Origin of the sequence: Polynucleobacter rarus, from assembly GCF_003072505.1 — a bacterium.
GTDB classification, from domain to species: Bacteria; Pseudomonadota; Gammaproteobacteria; order Burkholderiales; family Burkholderiaceae; genus Polynucleobacter; species Polynucleobacter rarus.
Genome location: NZ_NTGB01000001.1, coordinates 1,154,659 through 1,173,801, shown reverse-complemented (window position 1 = coordinate 1,173,801; position 19,143 = coordinate 1,154,659). Strand labels below are relative to the sequence as shown.

Annotated in this window: 23 protein-coding genes; 17 read left to right on the top strand and 6 right to left on the bottom strand. The window is 38.7% G+C overall.

Features of this window, described 5'->3' with window-relative positions; translation table 11 throughout:
• The first annotated feature begins 25 nt into the window (after positions 1 to 25).
• A complete protein-coding gene (gene ppsA / locus AOC35_RS05500) occupies positions 26 to 2,404 on the top strand; it encodes a phosphoenolpyruvate synthase (RefSeq protein WP_108646139.1) in 2,379 nt (792 codons plus the stop codon).
• Positions 2,405 to 2,478: 74 nt separating this feature from the next.
• Here the strand turns inward: ppsA and AOC35_RS05495 are convergent, their stop codons facing one another.
• The 5 genes from AOC35_RS05495 to smpB all read right to left on the bottom strand — a co-directional run bounded on the left by AOC35_RS05495 (position 2,479) and on the right by smpB (position 7,085).
• Complete coding sequence (locus tag AOC35_RS05495; protein WP_211307479.1) at positions 2,479 to 3,273, bottom strand: proteasome-type protease; 795 nt, start codon at positions 3,271 to 3,273, stop codon at positions 2,479 to 2,481.
• A gap of 34 nt (positions 3,274 to 3,307) precedes the next feature.
• Positions 3,308 to 4,102, bottom strand: a complete 795-nt coding sequence (locus AOC35_RS05490) for a transglutaminase family protein (protein ID WP_108646138.1) — start codon at positions 4,100 to 4,102, stop codon at positions 3,308 to 3,310.
• Entirely contained in the window at positions 4,102 to 5,118 is a 1,017-nt protein-coding gene (locus AOC35_RS05485; protein ID WP_108646137.1) for an alpha-E domain-containing protein, read from the bottom strand. The genes AOC35_RS05490 and AOC35_RS05485 overlap by 1 nt, the downstream gene beginning before the upstream one ends.
• 2 nt (positions 5,119 to 5,120) lie before the next feature.
• The gene (locus AOC35_RS05480; RefSeq protein ID WP_108646136.1) at positions 5,121 to 6,536 is read right to left on the bottom strand and encodes a circularly permuted type 2 ATP-grasp protein; all 1,416 of its coding nucleotides are present in this window, start codon (positions 6,534 to 6,536) and stop codon (positions 5,121 to 5,123) included.
• A 99-nt stretch (positions 6,537 to 6,635) separates the two neighbouring features.
• On the bottom strand, positions 6,636 to 7,085 hold the full coding sequence (gene smpB, locus AOC35_RS05475; RefSeq protein WP_108646135.1) for an SsrA-binding protein SmpB: 450 nt from the start codon (positions 7,083 to 7,085) through the stop codon (positions 6,636 to 6,638).
• 99 nt (positions 7,086 to 7,184) lie between these two features.
• Between smpB and AOC35_RS05470 the strand changes: the two genes are divergently transcribed.
• The 16 genes from AOC35_RS05470 to AOC35_RS05395 all read left to right on the top strand — a co-directional run bounded on the left by AOC35_RS05470 (position 7,185) and on the right by AOC35_RS05395 (position 18,499).
• On the top strand, positions 7,185 to 7,619 hold the full coding sequence (locus AOC35_RS05470; protein ID WP_108646134.1) for a type II toxin-antitoxin system RatA family toxin: 435 nt from the start codon (positions 7,185 to 7,187) through the stop codon (positions 7,617 to 7,619).
• Positions 7,619 to 7,978: an RnfH family protein gene (locus AOC35_RS05465; protein ID WP_108646133.1), complete on the top strand. Its 360-nt coding sequence runs from the start codon at positions 7,619 to 7,621 to the stop codon at positions 7,976 to 7,978. The genes AOC35_RS05470 and AOC35_RS05465 overlap by 1 nt, the downstream gene beginning before the upstream one ends.
• Positions 7,979 to 8,028: 50 nt before the next feature.
• On the top strand, positions 8,029 to 9,492 hold the full coding sequence (gene guaB / locus AOC35_RS05460; RefSeq protein WP_108646132.1) for an IMP dehydrogenase: 1,464 nt from the start codon (positions 8,029 to 8,031) through the stop codon (positions 9,490 to 9,492).
• A gap of 24 nt (positions 9,493 to 9,516) precedes the next feature.
• Positions 9,517 to 11,124, top strand: a complete 1,608-nt coding sequence (gene guaA, locus AOC35_RS05455; protein WP_108646131.1) for a glutamine-hydrolyzing GMP synthase — start codon at positions 9,517 to 9,519, stop codon at positions 11,122 to 11,124.
• A gap of 159 nt (positions 11,125 to 11,283) precedes the next feature.
• Complete coding sequence (locus AOC35_RS05450; RefSeq protein ID WP_108646130.1) at positions 11,284 to 11,553, top strand: hypothetical protein; 270 nt, start codon at positions 11,284 to 11,286, stop codon at positions 11,551 to 11,553.
• Positions 11,554 to 11,606: 53 nt separating this feature from the next.
• Positions 11,607 to 12,023, top strand: a complete 417-nt coding sequence (locus tag AOC35_RS05445) for a hypothetical protein (protein ID WP_108646129.1) — start codon at positions 11,607 to 11,609, stop codon at positions 12,021 to 12,023.
• 6 nt (positions 12,024 to 12,029) lie between these two features.
• Complete coding sequence (locus AOC35_RS05440; RefSeq protein ID WP_108646128.1) at positions 12,030 to 12,749, top strand: PD-(D/E)XK nuclease family protein; 720 nt, start codon at positions 12,030 to 12,032, stop codon at positions 12,747 to 12,749.
• Between the two features lie 39 nt (positions 12,750 to 12,788).
• Positions 12,789 to 13,316: a hypothetical protein gene (locus AOC35_RS05435; protein ID WP_108646127.1), complete on the top strand. Its 528-nt coding sequence runs from the start codon at positions 12,789 to 12,791 to the stop codon at positions 13,314 to 13,316.
• 26 nt (positions 13,317 to 13,342) lie between these two features.
• A protein-coding gene (locus AOC35_RS05430) for an IS3 family transposase (protein WP_108646126.1) occupies positions 13,343 to 14,535 on the top strand; the annotation gives its coding sequence in 2 pieces (ribosomal slippage) (positions 13,343 to 13,610 and positions 13,610 to 14,535; 1,194 coding nt in all).
• 405 nt (positions 14,536 to 14,940) lie between these two features.
• Positions 14,941 to 15,255, top strand: coding sequence for a hypothetical protein (locus tag AOC35_RS05425; RefSeq protein WP_108646125.1), 315 nt, complete (start codon positions 14,941 to 14,943; stop codon positions 15,253 to 15,255).
• A gap of 1 nt (position 15,256) precedes the next feature.
• The gene (locus AOC35_RS05420; protein ID WP_108646124.1) at positions 15,257 to 15,910 is read left to right on the top strand and encodes a PDDEXK family nuclease; all 654 of its coding nucleotides are present in this window, start codon (positions 15,257 to 15,259) and stop codon (positions 15,908 to 15,910) included.
• Positions 15,911 to 16,341: 431 nt separating this feature from the next.
• Positions 16,342 to 16,803, top strand: coding sequence for a hypothetical protein (locus AOC35_RS05415; RefSeq protein ID WP_108646123.1), 462 nt, complete (start codon positions 16,342 to 16,344; stop codon positions 16,801 to 16,803).
• A gap of 270 nt (positions 16,804 to 17,073) precedes the next feature.
• The gene (locus AOC35_RS05410) at positions 17,074 to 17,283 is read left to right on the top strand and encodes a hypothetical protein (RefSeq protein WP_108646122.1); all 210 of its coding nucleotides are present in this window, start codon (positions 17,074 to 17,076) and stop codon (positions 17,281 to 17,283) included.
• Positions 17,284 to 17,300: 17 nt separating this feature from the next.
• Positions 17,301 to 17,516, top strand: coding sequence for a hypothetical protein (locus AOC35_RS05405; RefSeq protein WP_108646121.1), 216 nt, complete (start codon positions 17,301 to 17,303; stop codon positions 17,514 to 17,516).
• A 15-nt stretch (positions 17,517 to 17,531) separates the two neighbouring features.
• Positions 17,532 to 17,765 carry a hypothetical protein gene (locus AOC35_RS05400; protein WP_108646120.1) on the top strand — a complete coding sequence of 78 codons (234 nt, stop codon included), beginning with the start codon at positions 17,532 to 17,534 and terminating at the stop codon, positions 17,763 to 17,765.
• A 242-nt stretch (positions 17,766 to 18,007) separates the two neighbouring features.
• Entirely contained in the window at positions 18,008 to 18,499 is a 492-nt protein-coding gene (locus AOC35_RS05395; RefSeq protein ID WP_108646119.1) for a hypothetical protein, read from the top strand.
• Positions 18,500 to 18,883: 384 nt separating this feature from the next.
• Here AOC35_RS05395 and AOC35_RS05390 read toward each other — a convergent pair.
• The coding region (locus tag AOC35_RS05390; RefSeq protein WP_159077490.1) for a transposase domain-containing protein at positions 18,884 to 19,143 on the bottom strand (260 nt) is incomplete at its 5' end.

Sequence of the window (19,143 nt, the reverse complement as noted above, 5' to 3'; positions counted from 1 at the left end):
TTTTTATTTTTAGAGAGTGTTTAATATGACTAACTTAACGCATGCCACGGCATACGTGATTCCTTTTGAAGATTTAAGGATGACAGACGTAGAAATTGTAGGTGGTAAAAATGCCTCACTGGGTGAAATGATTTCCCAACTCCATGCAAAAGGCGTTCGAGTCCCGACCGGATTTGCGACAACAGCCCATGCATTTCGGGAATTTCTTGACCATAATCAATTAACGCAAAGAATCATTGAGCGTCTCAAAGATTTAAATATTGATGATGTGAAGGCCTTGGCGCAAGCAGGCGAAGAAATTCGCAAGTGGATTATTGAAAGCCCACTCCAACCCAAATTGGAAGAACAGATTCGAGTTGCTTTTAAAACACTAGACAGTGATGGACTTGGTTCCTTCGCAGTGCGCTCTTCAGCGACTGCGGAAGACTTACCCGATGCGTCATTTGCCGGACAACAAGAAAGCTTTTTAAATGTGGTGGGGATTGAAGATGTTCTCATTCGCTTAAAAGAAGTATTTGCATCTTTGTATAACGACCGTGCGATTTCCTACCGTGTACACAAAGGTTTTTTACACGCAGAGGTAGCACTTTCTGCTGGCGTTCAACGCATGGTACGCTCTGACAAAGCTGCTTCTGGCGTCATGTTTACTCTTGATACCGAGTCTGGATTTAAAGAAGCAGTTTTCATCACTTCGAGTTACGGACTTGGTGAGACAGTAGTGCAAGGAGCTGTAAACCCAGATGAGTTTTACGTCTTTAAGCCGTCTTTAAAAACAAATCATTATCCAATTATTCGTCGTAACCTTGGCTCAAAGTTAATTCAAATGCGCTTCACGGAAGAGGGTGAAGAAGGCCGAGTGAAAACGATAGACGTTCCTTTAGAAGCAAGAAATCGTTACTCATTAGAAGATCCTGACATTATTGAGTTAGCTAAGTACGCATTAATTATTGAAGAGCATTATGGTCGTCCGATGGATATCGAATGGGGTAAAGACGGCGTTGATCAAAAAATCTATATTCTGCAAGCAAGACCAGAAACAGTAAAAAGCCAAGCAGTTGGGCAAGTAGAATTGAAATATCAACTGAAGGGAAGTTCAACGGTACTGACCCATGGTCGAGCCATTGGCCAAAAAATTGGTGCTGGTCCAGTGCGTATTATTCGCGACCCCTCTGAAATGGACCGAGTCCAGCCTGGTGATGTTCTAGTTGCTGATATGACCGACCCGAACTGGGAGCCTGTGATGAAGCGTGCTTCTGCCATCGTCACGAATCGGGGGGGGAGAACCTGTCATGCAGCGATTATTGCCAGAGAGTTAGGTGTTCCAGCGGTGGTTGGCTGTGGGGATGCGACAGATGTTTTGATGGATGGGGCAATGGTAACCGTATCCTGCGCTGAAGGGGATGAAGGCAAGATCTATGACGGGCTTCTAGATACTGATGTGAGTGAAGTTCACCGTGGTGTTTTACCTGATATTCCAATCAAAATCATGATGAACGTAGGTAATCCACAACTAGCATTTAATTTCTGCCAGTTACCGAATCAAGGAGTGGGCCTAGCGCGCTTGGAATTTATTATCAATAATAATATCGGTGTGCATCCTAGTGCTATTTTGCAATACCCCAATATTGATGCTGACTTGAAAGTGGCAATTGAAAGTATTGCCAGAGGTCACTCCAGTCCACAGGCCTTCTATGTTGATAAATTAGCCGAGGGAATTGCAACGATTGGTGCAGCGTTTTATCCAAAGTCGGTTATTGTTCGACTTTCAGACTTCAAATCCAATGAATATAAAAAATTGATTGGTGGTACAAGGTATGAGCCGGATGAAGAAAACCCAATGTTAGGTTTCAGAGGTGCTTCACGTTATATCTCTGCTGATTTTGCCAAAGCTTTTGAAATGGAATGCGAAGCAATTAAGCGGGTCCGGAATGAAATGGGACTTACGAATGTAGAAATCATGATTCCGTTTGTGAGAACCGTTAAGCAAGCTGCCAAAGTGATTGATTTACTTGCTAAAAATCAATTAGTCCGTGGAGAAAATGGTCTTCGTATTGTGATGATGTGCGAAATTCCTTCAAATGCTATTTTGGCTGAGGAATTCCTTGAATACTTTGATGGCTTCTCCATTGGTTCTAATGATTTAACGCAATTATCTCTTGGCTTAGATCGCGACTCCGGTATGGAGTTACTGGCAATTGATTTTGATGAACGAGACCCCGCCGTCTTATTCTTAATCGAAAGAGCAATTAATGCCTGTAACGCCAAAGGGAAGTACATCGGTATTTGTGGGCAAGGACCTTCAGATCATCCTGATTTTGCTAGATGGTTGATGGATAAAGGCATTGCCTCCATTTCATTAAATCCAGATACGGTCGTTAAAACTTGGGAAGAACTCGCTAAATAGTTCCTATCCCAATGAATAAAGGCCTTGATTGATGATCAAGGCCTTTATTTTTTGAGTATTTAGAAAGAGGCAAATTAATTTTCTATAGTGGGTATAGGTCCTAAGCGATGTGAATGTGTGGCAATTTTAGACTTGTCATCTTGCTCAGACCATTTTGGATCTTCAACGCTCATAATGATCTCAGTAAGTTTTTGTCCCCAAAGACTTCTCAGCATACTGAAATAAGGATTTTGTTCATCAATCGAAATAGCGAGATGCTTTTCGATTGAATCTTTCTGATAAACCATTAAATCGAGCGGTAAACCAACAGAAATATTACTTTTAAGGGTCGAGTCCATCGAGATTAAAGCGCATTTGGTAGCTAGCTCTAAACTGGTTTGGTAATTAATTACCCGGTCGAGGATCGGTTTGCCATATTTAGCTTCACCAATTTGAAAATAACAAGTTTCTGGAGTGGACTCCACAAAATTGCCGGCAGAGTAAATGTTAAATAAGCGATGTTTCTCGCCTTTAATTTGGCCGCCAAAAATAAAATTACAATTGAAATCAATATTTGAACTACTTAGTGCAGCTTCATCGCGTGCTTTTACTTCTCGAATCGCTTTACCAACCACAAGGGCCGCGTCATAAGAATTTTTTGCGTTCCAAAGGTTAATACCGTCAAACTTTTGTCCTTGGATCAGCATTTCTTTGACGGATTGGGTAATAGCTAAATTACCTGAACTCATCATCGTAAATAAACGATTTTTATCTTTTTCGAAAATCACCATCTTTCTGAAGGTGCCGATGGCATCTACTCCAGCATTGGTCCTTGTATCAGATAAAAATACCATGCCTTTTTCTAGGCAAAGGGCAACGCAATAAGTCATATATGTAATCTCATTTTTTTCTGAAGAGATTAATTTAACATTCTTTTAGTGAAATATTGGTTAATAGAGTTTCTTCGCCACCACCAAATCGAACCCCTTTAACGGGAGCGATGTGATCATGATCGCGTCCAACTGCCAAACGAACATGGCAGTCATTGGTCAAACATTGGTTCGTAATGTCTATACTCAGCCACTCCGCCTGATCAATGTTTAAGCACACGTCAATCCAAGCATGGGTTGATTCAACAGGCTTCATCGCATCGTAAACATAGCCACTGACGTATCTTGCTGGAATACCATTAAATCGACAAAAACTTAACATTAGATGAGCTTGATCTTGACAGACCCCTTTACCTAGTGCAAAAGCCTCAGAAGCTAAGGTTTTAGAATGAGTTATTCCCGCAACATATTGAATTTTATCGCCAATATTTTTTGTCAGCTCTACTAAGCTAAGCTCATTCCAGACCGAAGGAGTGATTTTTTTAAAGTACTCAAGCATTGCTTCATTTGGATTTGTCAGATCTGTCTGTTGCAATAAATAATAGGGAGAAACCGATTTCGCTTGGTCAACAATTAAATACTCATTTCTTGTTTCAACTTCACCCTTCGCCTCAATGATGAGTTCCGAGTAATTCTTCTCCACCACAAAACTTTGCATGGCATTACCAAAAGCATCAATAGACTCAAATACTTTGCTGGGTGCATTGACCCGCCAACGCATAATTTCTTGGGTTGAGTGATTTTGTGGTGTTAAGCGTAGTTCGTGAATCGAATGGTGGACAGGACGGTCGTAGCGAAACTCGGTTTGATGATGGACTTGTAGTTTCATTATGAGACCGAGAGTGGGATGAGATAACTATTACTAAATTCATCAGCAATATGATTGATTTTTTCTAAAAAGCGTTGAATAAAATTATCAAGACCTTCAGCAAAAACATCATCCACATCCGAGTAATCTAGTTCTGATTTTAATTTGCTGACTAAATGTTCAATATCCCTTGATTGATGGGCCTTTAAATCGCCAAGGAGACTCAACAAGGTATTGATACACTTGGTTAATGATCTTGGTAGCAAAGGATTGAAGACTAATAGATCAACAATTCGTTCTGGTGTAATTTGATCAGCATAAGTCTGCCTGTAAATTTCAAATGCAGAGACCGACCTCAATAATGAAACCCAGTGATAGAAATCAAAGATCTCATTAGACTGTATCGGACTTGGTCGAGTCGTACTAGATTGACTTTGCGACATACTACCTACATTCATTTGACTCGATTGTTGCTGTCCAGCCCGGTGAACTTGATATTTGGCTTTTAAAATTCGTGCTGTGTTATCGGCTCTTTCTAAATAAGTACCGATTTCTAAGAACTTAAAAGACTCATTCACCAACATGGTGCCAATCACTACACCATGAAACAAATGGCAACGGTATTTGACCCACTCAAAAAAGGCTGAAGGATCATCTTCTGGTGTGTTGGGTAGAAATTTTTGAACGTTTAAGTAGGTTAAATTTTGGGTTTCCCAAACTTCAGAAGGAATTTTTCCTCGAATAATTCGGGCATTAACCCTTGCAGAATTCAAACAAGTAAGAATACTAGAGGGATTATCTAAATCTGAAATCATGAATTGCAAAACATTTTCACGGGTATATTCAGAATATTTAGATTCAAATAAATTCTCAAGTAATGAAACATTGAGGATTTTTCTCCAAGTTTCTTCCATGGTGCTATTGGGATGGGGCATGAGTGACGTTTGATAAGCAACATCGAGCATTCTGGCTGTGTTTTCAGCTCTCTCGTTATAACGTGACATCCAATAGAGACAATCAGCGGTTCTACTTAACATATTTATGCCTCCAAAACCCAAGTGTCTTTTGTGCCACCACCTTGAGAGGAGTTGACTACTAAAGAACCTTCTTTTAAAGCAACTCTCGTGAGTCCACCTTGAACCATTTTAATTTGTTTACCTGAGAGCACTAGAGGACGTAAGTCGATATGTCTTGGCGCAACTCCCGACTCAACAAAGGTAGGGCAGGTAGATAAGGATAGCGTAGGTTGTGCTATGTATTTTTCAGGGTTGCTGGTGATGAGTTTGCGGAAAATCTCGATTTCTTCCTTTGTCGCTACCGGACCAATTAACATTCCGTAACCACCGGCGCCGTGCGTTTCTTTAACGACTAATTCGTTTAAGTGGGCTAGGGTATATTTCAGGTCATCTGGTTTACGACATTGGAAAGTAGGTACGTTTTTCAGGATCGGCTTTTCGCCAAGATAGAATTCAATCATATCGGGTACATAGGGATAAATTGACTTATCATCCGCAATGCCAGTTCCCACAGCGTTAGCAATACCAACGTTACCAGCCCGATAAGCCGATAAGATACCGGGTACTCCTAAGGTTGAATCGGATCGGAGTGCTAAAGGATCTAAAAAATCATCATCGATTCGTCGGTAGATGACATCAACCACTTGAGGTCCTTCGGTAGTTCTTAGAAACACTTGTTCATTTTTAACAAATAAATCGTTTCCTTCAACGAGCTCCACACCCATCTGTTGAGCAAGATAAGAGTGTTCAAAATAAGCGGAGTTATACATTCCTGGAGTCAAAACAACGACATTCGATTTTTTCTTTGTTCCAGTTGGCGATCCGGTTTTTAAACACTCTAATAAGAGGTCTGGATAATGTGCGACCGGAGCAACGCGATACTTTTCGAAGAGTTCAGGGAATAAGCGCATCATCATCTTACGGTTTTCAACCATGTAAGATACGCCAGAAGGCACCCTTAAGTTATCCTCTAAAACAAAATATTCACCAGCATTTGCTCTAACGATATCAATACCAGCGATATGAGCATAAATATCTCTTGGGAGGTTCACAAACCGCATTTCGGGACGATATTGTGAGTTGTTATAAATCTGTTGGCGGGGAATGATACCCGCTTTTAAAATTTTCTCATCGTGATAAATATCTTGTAAAAAAAGATTTAAGGCACTGACCCGTTGTCTCAGACCATCTTCCAGTACCTGCCACTCAGATGCAGGGATGATTCTTGGTATTTGATCAAAAGGAATGGTGCGTTCAGTTCCTTTTTCGTCACCATACACAGCAAATGTAATGCCAATTCGTCTAAAAATAAGCTCTGCTTCTGCCCGTTTATAAGACATTTCAACATCATTTTGTTTTTTGAGCCAATGATCAAAAATCTCATAATGTGAACGAGATTTTCCAGAATCATGGTGCATTTCATTAAAAGGAGTATCCATAACAATAAGATACAAGATAAATATGAAATTTCACATAACTAATGTACGAAAAAGAACAATATAAGCACTATTTAGGTGCTTAATATTTATTTTGGACAGTTAGCTGTATTTGCCACGACTAATTTGTGCTTTTTCTCTTTGCCAATCGCGCTGTTTCTCGGTCTCTCTCTTATCGAACTGCTTCTTACCTTTTGCAAGACCTACTTCACATTTCACTCTACCTTTTGAGTAATGTAAGTTCAATGGAACTAAGGTAAAACCTTTTTGCTCTGCTTTACCAATCAGCTTACTAATTTCTGCAGCGTGTAACAGGAGTTTTCGGGTACGGGTTGGTTCAGGATAAATATGGGTTGATGCCTCAGGCAGTGGACTGATGTGACTACCAATCAAATACAGTTCAGCATCGCGAATAACCACGTATGCTTCTTTGATGTTGGCTCTACCTGCACGAATTGCTTTTACTTCCCAACCTTGTAAAACGATACCAGCTTCGTACCGATCTTCAATGAAATAGTCAAAGAACGCTTTTTTATTGTCAATAATGCTCATCTGACTATTATATTTTCAAACTCCTATCTGGCATAGATAATTTTTTCCCATCAGCCATAAAAAACAGAATCGTGGATAATAATGAGGTACAGGAGAGCTATGGCGGACATTCAAAAATCTTTATTAATCGGACATTCTGCAGAAAGAATGTATGGTCTTGTTACGGATGTTGAGAAATATCCTGAGTTTTTACCATGGTGTGGGGGCGTTGAAGTCTTCGCTTCTAACGACCAAATGATGGAAGCAAAGATCCACATCAATTTCAAAGGGGTTAAACAGTTTTTTCATACCCGTAATGTGCAGCAGTTTCCTCATACTATCGACATGCAATTTATCGATGGTCCCTTTAAAGCCTTTTCCGGTAAATGGGTTTTTACTCCTTTGGAGGAAAACGCTTGCAAAATTGAATTTCATTTGAAATATGAATTTTCGAATTTCCTTTTGGATAAATTAATTGGGCCTGTTTTTGGCATGATTGCTAATACCTTTGTGAACAGTTTCGTCACTAGAGCGAATGATTTATATGGTGAGTAATGGGTGAATTTAAGGTAGAACTGGCTGATACCCGTAAAAAAAACTGGCAGATTCAAGAGTTTTTACTTAACGAGCCCTCAGATAAAGATAGCTATCTCCTGAAAGAAGTACTTTTCAACATAGGGTTTAATGGTGTCGAAATTGACCTTTTATTTGCGCAGAAAGGTTTAATTGGTGTATTCGGTGTGGTTTTATTGGCTGATTCTCCCATTTATAACGGTGATAGGATTGAACTGTATACCCCAATATTGATTGATCCAAAGAATGCTCGCAGAAAAAAAGCCAATCAAAATAAAGATGCACAACTCAAAGCCAAAGCAAAACAAAAATCAGAGGAAAAGGCTTTGAGAGAAACTTAATCGTTTTTTTAGTAAACATTTATAATATTGTTTTGCTTCTAGGGGGTTGTATGCGTTTATTGAAAAAAGCACTTACCTTTGACGATGTCCTGTTAGTTCCGGCTTATTCCTCAGTTTTACCAAGAGATACGCAACTAGGGACGAAACTTACCCGTCAGATTTCGTTGAATATTCCACTTGTATCTGCAGCGATGGATACGGTGACTGAAGGTCGCCTTGCTATTGCCATGGCCTCAGAGGGTGGTATCGGTATTATTCATAAGAACTTAAAGCCTGCTGAACAAGCCAGAGAAGTTCTGAAAGTGAAACGTTATGAATCGGGAGTCTTAAGAGACCCGATCACGATTGACCCAAGCATGACAGTGCGCAGAGTGATCGCTTTGTCGAAAGAACACGGCTTTTCGGGGTTCCCAGTATTAGAGGGAAAAAAGGTTGTTGGTATTATTACGAACCGTGACTTGCGCTTTGAAGAAGATTTAGACGCCACCGTAAGTAAAAAAATGACCCCAAAAGAGCGCTTGGTCACTGTTAGTGAAAATGCTAGCTTGGATGAAGCCAAGCGTCTCATGAATAAACATCGTTTAGAGCGAGTGTTAGTTGTCAATGATGACTTTGAGCTCAGAGGGCTTGTAACGGTCAAAGATATTATGAAAGCAACCGAACATCCTAACGCATCCAAAGATGAATTAGGGCGTTTGATTGTTGGGGCTGCGGTAGGCGTTGGTGCTGAAAATGATGAGCGTATTGAATTACTGATAGAAGCCGGGGTCGATGTATTAGTCGTCGATACAGCCCATGGCCATAGTCAGGGTGTTCTCAACCGAGTTAAATGGATTAAAGATAACTATCCCAATATTCAGGTAATTGGCGGCAATATTGCAACGGGCGCAGCCGCACTTGATCTCGTGAAACATGGTGCTGATGGGGTCAAAGTTGGTATTGGTCCTGGATCAATTTGCACAACGAGAATTGTGGCTGGTGTTGGTGTTCCGCAAATTACTGCAATTGAAAATGTCGCAACTGCTTTATTAGGTACTGGTGTGCCATTGATTGCTGATGGCGGGGTTAGATACTCAGGAGATATTTCTAAGGCCTTAGCAGCCGGAGCACATACTGTCATGATGGGAGGAATGTTTGCTGGAACTGAAGAAGGTCCTGGTGAAGTATTCTTGTACCAAGGAAGATCCTATAAGAGTTATCGCGGTATGGGATCAGTTGGCGCTATGAAGGATGGTGCTGCTGACCGGTATTTCCAAGAAGATAATAGTGCTAACGTTGATAAATTAGTTCCTGAGGGGATTGAAGGTCAAGTGCCATTTAAAGGCAGTGTTATTCCAATTTTGCATCAATTAACCGGTGGGGTGCGTTCTTCGATGGGGTATTGTGGTTGTAAAACAATCGATGAGTTGCATGAAAAAGCTGAGTTTGTAGAAATTACTTCTGCAGGTGTAAGAGAATCTCACGTGCATGATGTCATGATTACCAAAGAAGCTCCAAACTATCATATTGATTAACCGTTAAAGAAAAAGATTCCCTCAGTGCACGATAAGATACTCATTCTAGATTTTGGTTCACAAGTTACTCAGTTAATAGCAAGAAGGGTGAGGGACTCTAAAGTTCTCTCGGAAATTTATCCCTATGACATTGATGAGGCACGCTTGTCTCAAATTGTTAAAAATGAGAACGTTAAGGGGATTATTCTTTCGGGTGGTCCTAGTTCGGTTACAGAAGGCGACACCCCAAGAGCGCCGCAAATTGTATTTGAACTTGGCTTGCCTGTACTGGGTATTTGCTATGGGATGCAAACCATGGCTGAACAATTAGGTGGTGCTGTAAAAACAGCGGAGTCATTGGGTAAATCAAGAGAGTTTGGTTATGCCGAGGTTCGTGCTCGTGGTCATACTCAGTTACTGAACGGAATTATGGATTTTGAAACCCCCGAAGGTCATGGGATGCTCAAAGTTTGGATGAGTCATGGTGACTCAGTCACCTTGATGCCAGAGGGTTTCAAATTAATGGCTTCAACAGAATCCTGTCCTATTGCAGGGATGGCTGATGAGGCACGTCATTTTTATGCAGTTCAGTTTCATCCAGAAGTAACCCATACGGTTCAAGGTACTGCCATCTTAGAAAAGTTTGTGCATGGAATTTGTGCTTGCAAGCCTGATTGGGAAATGGGGGACTACATTTCAGAGGCTGTTGCCACGATTAAGGCACAAGTTGGCAGTGATGAAGTGATTTTAGGTCTTTCAGGTGGAGTTGACTCTTCTGTAGCAGCAGCACTCATTCACCGTGCAATTGGTAATCAACTTACTTGTGTGTTTGTTGATCATGGATTACTTCGTCTGAATGAAGGTCAGATGGTCATGGATATGTTTGCTAAAAATCTAGGTGTGAAGGTAATCCACGTTCAAGCTGAAAATCAGTTTATGGGTAAACTCGCAGGCATGAGTGATCCTGAACAAAAACGTAAGATTATTGGTCGTGAGTTTGTTGAAGTGTTCCAAGCAGAATCAGCAAAAATTGCAAATGCCAAATGGCTTGCTCAAGGCACGATTTACCCAGATGTGATTGAATCTGCCGGTAAAGGGAAGAAGGGTACTCATACGATTAAGAGCCACCATAATGTTGGTGGTTTACCAGAGGATATGCATTTAAAACTTCTCGAACCTCTTAGAGAGCTTTTTAAAGATGAGGTAAGAGAACTTGGCATTTCTTTGGGTTTGCCTAAAGAAATGGTCTATCGTCATCCTTTCCCAGGTCCTGGTTTAGCTGTAAGAATTTTAGGTGAGGTTAAACAAAATTTTGCTCACTTGCTTCAAAGAGCAGATGCTATTTTCATTGAAGAGCTTCGAAACACCATTGACCCTTCGACAGAGAAATCCTGGTATGACTTAACGAGCCAAGCTTTTGCGGTATTTTTGCCAGTCAAATCGGTTGGCGTGATGGGTGATGGTCGAACTTACGAATATGTTGTTGCCCTTCGAGCTGTTCAAACGCTTGATTTTATGACCGCTCACTGGGCGCACTTGCCACATGATTTATTAGGCAAAGTGTCAAATCGAATTATCAATGAAGTCAGAGGTATAAATAGAGTGGTTTACGATATTTCTGGTAAACCTCCAGCCACGATTGAGTGGGAGTAGGATTTATTTGTAAGTCGTTGATTTATAACGATATTTTACTTACACAAAAGTTTCACACAATCAAATAAGTGCTTGTTTTTATTAGCGTTTGAATTTATAGTTACACAGAAACCTACACAAACGTGTAGCTACTCAAAACTATAGTCACGTTAAGCACAAATGGCACTCAAAAAAACTAAGTTTGAAGAGAACGAAGAAGCAATATTTGACGGCGCTGTTATCTACACACGCGGCGCATATTGGCAATTCAGAATGTGGCTTACTAAGGAACACAAGTACGCTCGTTTTAGTCTTAAATCAACAAGTAAAAGCACAGCATTAGACTTAGCTAAGCAACACTATCACGAGCTAATGGCTAACCAATTAGCTGGCAAAAGCTACTACTCAATTACAACTAAAGCGGGGCCATCAATAATACTGATTGAATGAAAATTTAAATCTGACGTAATTTGTAAGTATGAATTAATTTAAAGGAGGTATAGATGACTAAAAGCGTGGCGTTTAATGTTGATTACAGTCGAAGTAATCTCGCTTCGATAATACGTTGGACTGATTCTAAAAATAAAATTGAAAATTGCGAAGCATCAATAGATTTTATTCGGTGTGATGATGGCGATGAGTTTCAATTTTTGCATGTTGATAAGGGTGAAATAATTAATCATTCTTTGTTCATGTTTGAAGCAGTAAAAAATGCAGGTAAAAAAGATGAATATTTACTTTGCTATTCAGCAGACTTTGAAATCGCAGACTATAACAGTCATGTCAGTTTTTTGAAGGCTTTAAAGCATAGTAAAAATCAAATAGAGATAGTGCTTTGTTTTAAAGATGCTAAAGGAAAGAATTTAGAAAATTGTTTTGAAGAAAGTGATAATAGAACGGCTAAATTAATGAAATCGTAAAGTTTTATGTTTTCTAATCTTAAGATTTCTAGAACTGGAATTGAGCAATATATCCGTTGCCCAAAATGTTTTTTTCTTCAAAGAAAATTAGGATTAAAGCCTCCATCAATGGTTCCACTTACGCTTGCCGTTGCAACAGATGCGTTGCTTAAAAATGAATTTGATGTTGTTCGTGAATCAGGTGCTTGTCACCCTTTGTGGAAACGAGAAGGGCTAAATGTCCGTGCTTTTAACCACTCTGATATTGATTTATGGCGTAACAACTTTAAAGGTATACGAATTAAGCACCCAACAGGTACTGAAATCTATGGTGCTATTGATGATATTTGGGAAAACTTAGACACATCAGAATTGCATATAGTCGACTATAAAAGCAATAGCAAAAAGGATGAGCCAACTATAGAAACAGGCTTTGGAGATAGCTACAAAAGGCAGATGGAAATTTATCAATGGTTATTTCGAAAGTCGGGATTTAAAGTTAGCTCTATTGGCTATTTTTTATACGTAAATGGCAGCAAGTTAGGAAAATTTTATGAGAATGGTATTGATGGAGTTATGCACTTTGAGACAACCTTAATCTCACACAATAGTAATGATACATGGGTTGAGGATGCAGTTGAACGAGCAATTACATGTTTACAATCAGATGTAATGCCTGATAGTGGTGTTGAATGCGACAACTGTCGTTATTATTCCGATAGGCTTGGAATTAACTCGAAGTTATGATATGGCTACACGATAGATTACTTCAAATGAGATATTTATATGTCAAAAACTGAGAAAAAAATAATCAATGGTGAAACACTTAATTTTTACCAACAAGATTTTCCAATCGATAAAATAAAAGACTCCAAAGACTTGTTCAATAAAATAAGAAGTTTTTCATGCAGGAGTTATGAAAATAAAGAAACACACTTTTCAAATCCTACTTGGAATTTTAATAGTAATACAAAACTCAATGAGTCATTGAATGGCGATTTTATTATTCGACCAGACTCTAAAAATATTAGATTTATTCATTTTATTTTAAAGGCTGACGGAGGATATGATGTCACATTTAAATCGGATTCTGATATAAGTATCGTTTATAAATCATTTAATGGACGAAAAATATTAGATTCTGTTAAGCAGTCAAGTAAGGAAGTTAAGTTTGAATTAAATGGTGATGGAGAGGGAATTACTGAATGCATTGGATATGTATTGAGTGACGAAAAACAGAATTATGAAAAATCTTTTATAGAAGGATTGACCTTGCCCCTGAAAAACGTACCTCTTAACTATATGAAAAAATGATATAAATATAGTGATGGAGGTGTCAAATGGTGGTGAAACGAACAAGGGCTAGATATACCCTAGAGTTTAAGATGGAAGCTGTCAGGCTGGTTAGAAATGGCCAGTCATCAGCGGATGTTGCTAAGATTCTTGGCGTTCCCAAAGGATCATTAGAAAATTGGATTCGCTGGGATGAACAAGGGCAGCTGACGGGTGGTAAATCCCAGGTAATTAGTGAAGAACAGATGGAGTTAGCGCGACTACGAGCTGAGTTAGCTCGGGTGAAGATGGAGCGTGATATCTTAAAAAAGGCGACAGCGTACTTCGCGAAAGAGTCTTTGTGAAGTACGCTTGGATTGCTCGAAATAAGATGCAATGGCCGATAGGTTTGGCTTGCGAGGTGCTGGGTGTGAGTGCGAGTGGGTATTTCCAACATCAACGTAAGAAAGTGTTGGAGCAACCCAAGAAGGTCGTGCAACCTGAAAACCTGAGTAATGAGGTGCTGTTGGCTCATATCAAGTCGATTCATGCCGAAGTGAAGCAGGAGTATGGTTGGCCTAGGATCACCAAAGAGCTGCATGCTCGAGGCTTTAAGGTTGGAAAAGAAAGAGTTAGAAAGCTGATGCAGTTGCATGGTATCAAAGCCAAGGGTAAACGTAAGTTTGTGGTGACTACCGACAGCAATCATCGATTTGAGGTGGCCGATAATTTGGTAAGTAGAGAGTTTCATGTTGAGCAGCCCAATCAAGTTTGGACAGGTGATATCACGTATTTACCTACCGATGAAGGTTGGGTATTTCTAGCTGTGGTCATTGACTTATTTAATCGACAGATTGTTGGTTGGAGTATGAAGCCTAAGATGGAAAGTAACTTAGTAGTAGATGCTTTAAAAATGGCTTGGTTTAGAAGAAATCCGTCATGTGGATTAATATTCCACTCCGATAGAGGGACGCAGTACTGTAGCGAGGATTTCCAAAGAGTAATATCTGCGTTCAACATGAGAAGTTCGATGAGTCGCAAAGGGGATTGTTGGGACAACGCTCCCACTGAAAGTCTTTGGGGTAAATTGAAAGTCGCCCGTATTGATGGAAAGCGGTTTGCAACAAGGCGAGAGATGATGGATGAAGTCATTGACTGGATCAGTTTCTATAATTATAAAAGACTACACTCCACTTTAGGTTATGTAAGTCCAATGGAGTTTGAGAAACGATGGTATGCAACTCAGAAAAAGGTTGCATAATTAAAGCTGTTAAGAAGTACGTTTAACTAGGGCAAGGTCAGATATTTCGAATTTGAAGAAAGCGAAATTGATAAATCTGCTGATAAAAAACTTGAAAAAATAACTCACGATATATTTGTCAAAATATTTAACGGGACTGTAAATAAAAGCTATTCAAAAGAACAAGCTAAGACAGCTATTGGAGAGCACATAGAGATTGTATTTGCCTCTGAAAAATATTTAAATGAGTGTAAGAAGTGGCTAAAAGACAGCTGGAAAAAAGAATCTAAAAATATGACTATAAATGGAAATATTATGCTTATTCATTCAGACAGTAAAACCTTAAAGATATTTGAATCATTGATTGATAGTGATGACGATTATGGTTGCCCTAAATGCACAATTAAAAGTTAGATGAGTTTTTGAATGTCCATAGATATACCTGTTTTAGATGGAGAAGATTGGTGGGCGAGCGAAGTTATCGATGATACTGATTCTGTAATTAAGAGCCTATTGAATTTAACAAAATCTTGTATTGAATTAAATATTATGCTAGAAGACTCTAAGCAATTACATTCAGAATTAAGCTTACACAATGCTACGCACAATATTGAACTTGAAACTGATAAATGGTTTACGTTTTGTGCTAGTTTGAGAGATACTGAGATTTCTAAAGTGGCTGATAATGTTGAAAATAAGCTTAAAGCTTATGTGTCTAAACATCTAAAAAATAGGGATTGATATGAAAGTCGATGCAAAAGAAATGACGGTTACTCATTTAAGAGAGGTATCTAGACTATTTTTAGAAAAAAATAATGTTTCAGAACATAAATTGGCTAGGTTTAGCTTAGACATATATTTCCCTGAAGATAAAATTGCATTCGAATATGATGGTCCCGATCATTACGATAAAGTTTCGAATCATGAACGCGATTTAAGGAAGAATCAACTTTGCCTTACTGAGGGAATTAGGCTTGTACGTTGGCCTTATTATTTTCAACTTACTAAAGATGTAGCTCGTTATCTGTTCCCCAACAACTATACTGACAACAAATATCAAGAAGCTATTAGGATAGTTTATGGTGTTTCTGATGAATCTCAAATACTAGCGCCTGGCTTACATGGTTCTAAATTTACTCCAGCTAATTTCACAAGTTTAGGCATTAAGAGATTCATTAATGATCTAAATAATGCTCCAATTAGTCTTAGATCTCAGGTTATTCATTCATTTCATCTATATGAAAAAATGATTGAAAGTAAGCATGGTAAGGACTTTTTATGGTTACTTTATCCTCAAGATAATGCTCTCTTTGATGAATTTATGCAGTTTAAACCTGATCCTAAGTATTTAAATTTAGTGTTCAATAATAAAAAATACTTGTCACATTCTGTGTAAGTTAAGCGCCACTTAAGCGTTGAAAACGAATAGGATTTTGCTTTGTTAAAAACAGCGCCAACTCAGTCAAGTTACACAAAAGTTACACGCACTCTTATTGGTGACTGTAACTACATGATTTATAATAGTTTTTTAACCGAGTAACTATTGAGTGGGGATTTTTCCAACATTCCCAGCAATTTCAAATTTGAAGTTAATTTTCCAGAAAAATAATCAAGATTCATTTAATAAGATGATTATTCTCATAGGCTCGCAGTTACGCCTGCAACCATCCTAGGTCCTCTAATTTTGGTAGTTCAAAATCAATAGGCTCATGCTATGAGCTTCAGAGTTTTTAGAATAGATATATTAAATAAGCTAAGATAAAAATCTGGATTTTTCTAAAATTCAGCAGATTAGAAGTAATTTTTAAAATACAGGGATAAATTAATATGGGCGAATTAAAAAATACTGAAAAATTATCAGAGTTCATCATTCTAGTAAATGAAAAAACTAACCGAATAGACGCTAATGTCGTTTATGAAAAGGTTGGTAAGAATTATGTTGGAGTTTATTTTGGCTATGAGGGAGGGGGTATCTCATCGGATGGCTTTTTTTTCCTGGATTCGAAATTTAAAGGAGTCGTGACAAAAGATGAAACAGATATTCCAAGCGAATATACGGAAAAGCTTTACGAGCTTCAGAGAATTAGGGCGGAGTTTAGTGATTGGGAGGTAAATGATGATGGGAGTCAAGCATCTCATTATGCGATGCAGTACAAGCCAGATAATGAGGGATTAATACCGCTTTTCGATCACTCGGATGATGACAATGATAATTGGGAATATTCATCGAAGAATTGGGATTCTCGTGTCTGGAATTCCCTATATGAGCAGTGGAGCCTCATTGTCTAGAAATTCCTTTTGGCTAAGAAATGAAGATCGTCTTCAATATGACTTATTTAGAACAGGGTGGGTATGATGGTTAGTCATGTTATTAATGATTATGGCTTAAAAAATCCGCATATAAAAACTGTAAAAAAATCTACAAAAAAGATGAGGCTACTATTGGTAAACCTAAGAAGGCTGCCCCCAAATCTATTTTTAAAAGCTCAAGCGCTAAGCAAGTAGGAGATTTCTTAACAAAGAATTTTAATTATCTCCAAATAGCTAGGGATATTTAACGTGAGTAAAAAGAAGAAAGCTGTAACTGAGAATGACGAGTCTGAGCATAGGCTCGGAGTATCCGTTCAAGTTGAAGATGAGGGTTCTGGTGATGAGGGTGGGATTGACCAGCATGGGTTAGAGAGCGGTGATGAGTTTTATCGACTCAGCTTATTCAATCCCCTCCAGAGGGCGCTCTTGATGTTAAGCCGGCGACATATGCACTTATGACTTGGTGGAAAGCCCGCATGGGCAATAAAGATACGATAGATATTTCCAGTGACTCTAATGATTCAATGCTGAGATTTGAGTCTACTTATATTGGCGGGGAGTTTAAAGATGGGGGTTTGAGCATAAAGGATAAGGTTGAAATTGATCACATCATTGAGGTTAATGAACCTAGTATGCTTGTATCTCTTTACTCTTATATCCCCAAAGCCATTCCGGATGATATTGCCAATTAGTTAGCAGTTTCCTTGATGAATCTAAATCCAAAACTTCAGTATGGAAGCATTGAGGTTTATACAACGGATACTGAAGATGGTGAATTTCAGCACTTTTTGAGATATAAGGCTTCAACATGTCTTAAGGGTATAAAGGTTGGCAAGGTGAATGTAGTTGAAAATATGATAGAGCTAGCACAGTCTAACCATGGATGGGTATTGGATTACATTAGTCAAAACCTCAAATATAAGAAGTGGTTATTAAGTTAAAGTTTCAGTAGAAAGTTTAGAAATTACCGGGGATTGCGCAATGTCAAGTGATGAAATTCGCTTTAAATTCTCTAATTGCTTTCAGAGTAGCTCAACCATCTAAAGTTGTATAATTTTTTCAATAACCTCATCATGGAAAAAAGTTTCAATAGTTTTCTTAAAATAACCCAGAAAAATAATGACGATGTGCATGTAAATATTTTACTTTTTTGGGATCATTTTCATTCACCAAGGATTTAGCTATGACAACCAATAAAATACTTGCGAGCATTTACATCGGCTCTAATCGAACTCCTACCCCTGAGGAGATGGCTGATTTTGTAGATTATTGCTCAAGAGAAATAGAAAATACTCTCGATCCTAGGGAAATTAAAATCCCAGGTAGTTCTGAAACTAGGTTTTCAGTTTCAGAGGTAAGTTACTCAAAAGATGAGTCTCTATTGACTATGGTTATAGGATGCGATGCTTCTGTAAGTCTTAAGGAAGTACATGATAAATTTTTAGATGTATTTGATTCTTTAGCATCAGATCTTATTGATCCAGAGAATAACGAGTATGGTTTCAAAGCAGATCTAGTTGACTTTACTAATTTGAAATACCAGAGTTATAGTGAGGGAAATTTTGACGAGGGTAATTTCTCAGATTCTGATGATTATGATTCTGTAATTGAAGATTTTAAAAATGAAATTGAAGAGAAAAATGCATCCATAATTAAAAAATGCTTAGCATCCTAGTAATTGCCCTCGCTAACTTGATGTAATCTGTTTGCATGGATTTCCTTGGGTTCTGGGCCTTACTTAAAGTAACGTTCGCTCACCCAAAAGTACTTTGGAGCAATGAAGTGCTAAACGGTTGTTCCAAAATTCCTTTGGTTTTCAAAACCAAAGGGTGAGTCAGTAGTTCTTCTAATTAAACTAAATGCACTACACAAAACGCTACACACCGATATTTAGGATGCGTAAGCTCTTGAAATACCATTGATTTAAGTGCTTATGAGGTTGTACAGTGTGCAACCATTGCTAGCGTACAATGTGCATCCATATAGAGTTTTAATCTATCGTCTAGAAGTGTATGCGTCCGGTGAACACATGTCGTACTTTGATGGATTTGTGTTATGGCTAAGAAGGTTGCCAGCGATGGGGTAATAATTCTTCGATCTGGTTGTTCTTTTGGGTAGGCAACCTTGTTAGAACATCTTTCATATAGGCATATGGATCATGACCGTTCATCTTCGCTGATTGGATCAAACTCATGACGGCAGCAGCACGTTTGCCTGCGCGTAACGAGCCGGCAAACAACCAGTTTGAGCGTCCAATAGCGATGGGGCGTATTTGATTTTCAATCCAATTATTGTCAATCGGCAACTGACCATCATCGA